At 68.8% G+C, this 1,988-nt stretch carries 1 protein-coding gene; it reads right to left on the reverse strand.

Annotated features, from left to right (window positions below):
* Nucleotides 1-59 precede the first annotated feature (59 nt).
* A complete protein-coding gene (locus tag ACIHFB_RS45815) occupies nt 60-1,880 on the reverse strand; it encodes an IS481 family transposase (protein WP_400130029.1) in 1,821 nt (606 codons plus the stop codon).
* Between the last annotated feature and the right edge of the window lie 108 nt (nt 1,881-1,988).

Here is a 1,988-nt window from a genome sequence, read left to right on the forward strand (position 1 = left end):
CGTGTCGGATCCCAGCTGATGCCTGACGATCTGGTCCCACGTGATGCTTGACGGTGGGCCTAGACAACATAGGGAGCCCCGTGGGGCTTGTTCGCTTTCACGTTACGGACCGGGACGTCGGTCGTACGCCGGATCACCCGGACCTGGCCGTCCAGCTCGAAGGTGATCGTGGAGTCCGACACGTGCACGGTCACGGTCTGCCCTGCGTAGGGGCGGCCGAGGGAGACGGTCTGGCGGCAGACCATGACGGTGCCCACAGTGCTGACCCGCCGCTGCACACGCACGGGCTCGATGCCTGGACGCGGCGGCGGGCCGGCCGGACGAAGGCCCCGCAGCCGGCGGACTTCCTCGCTGGTCAGCGGGTTTGGCCGCACCCGTAGTAGTTCCCGCGATGAGGGGTCGAAGAACGACAGCGTCTCATCATCGATCCGGATGCCCACCTGGCGGCCACCGAGGATCTCCGCCGCCAGCACCTGGTGCCCGCCCAGGCCCACCAGGCCGCTGTTGTTCACGACACGGTCCACCTCGAACGCGGCCCTGTCACCGGCCGGAAGCGGGGCCGGTCCGGCCGCACGTCCGCCCCGGGCAGCCAGCCGCGCCAGATCCGCCACCGACAAGTGTGACCGCACGGTCTTGATCCGCGTCCCGGCGATCAGCAGATGGATCACCGAGGTGTCGGCCCAGAAGGTCACCGTCAGTCCTGAGCGGGCCGGTCCGAGCCAGAACTGCTTGCCCGCGACCTGCAGATTCCCACTCGCAGGCACCACCCGCTCGAACTCCACCGGCCCGCCCTCGTCCACCTGCACCACGTCGGGAAGAGGGGCAGGGGCAGGCGGCGCTTCGGCCGGGTCCGACGTCACCGCAGGGGCCATCCGCTGCTGCGGCACCAGCGCGAGCACCCCGGGCACCCTCAGACCCAGTACGTCCCGCTCCTGCTCAGCAACCGGGGCGAACCGGTCGGCAGGGGACTGCATGTCCAGCGCCTGATGCGGCCGCATGGAGTTGTACTCCTCCACCCACGCATCCAGTGCCGCCTGAGCCGCCCCGATGCTCTCAAACGCGCCGCAATCATCCAGGAGTTCACGCCGCAGCGTCTGATGGAACCGCTCGACCTTGCCCGTCGTGGTCGGCGACGCCGGCTGGGTCAGCCGGTGCGCGATCCCGTTCTCCCGGCAGATCCGATCGAACAAAACCTCACCGCCCTGCCCGAACCGGTCGGTGAACTGCTTGCCGTTGTCGGTCAGCACCTCTTCCGGCACCCCGAACGCCTGCAAGGCCCGCGCGAAGGCCGCACACACCGCCCTCCCGGTCGCCCGCTCGACCACCGACGCGATCACGCAGTACCGGGAATGATCGTCCACACCGGTCACGACCTTGGCCTCGGTCAACTCGCCGGTCAGCGGGTTGACCAGCATCACGCCGCCGACGATGTCCATCTGCCACAACTGCATCGGCCGATCCCGCTGCCACCGCTTGTAATCCGACCGCTTCCGACGCCGCACCCCCGGCTCCACCAGGCCATGGCGGACCAGGATCCGATACACGGTCATCCGCGACGGCACCGGCGCCACCACCCCGAACCGCTCCAGCACATGAGCGATCCGCTGCGGGCCCCACTTCGGATGCTTGCGCCGCAGCTCGCACACGGCCGCCTCCACTTCGGCAGAGGCCTGATGCGGACACGACGCCGGCCTACGAGAACGATCCGCCAACCCAGCCAGACCCGAGGCCTCATAGCGGGACTTCCACCCGCTGACCGTCTGCCGCGACACCCCCAGCGAAGCCGCGACCTCGGTCACCGTCGCACCAGCCAGCACAGCCAGGACAGCCAGGACAGCCCGGTATCTCTGCTCGACAACCGACAACTCCACCAGCGCCAATCCCGGCCTCCCCACACACGCCGCAACGACGCGCACAGAAAAGCCGATCACGGCCACTGTCAACCATCAGCTGGGACCGAACTGTCAAGCATCTACCGGGACCGGACA

It is taken from the genome of Streptomyces sp. NPDC051963 (assembly GCF_044593495.1).
In the GTDB taxonomy this organism is placed as follows: Bacteria; Actinomycetota; Actinomycetes; order Streptomycetales; family Streptomycetaceae; genus Streptomyces.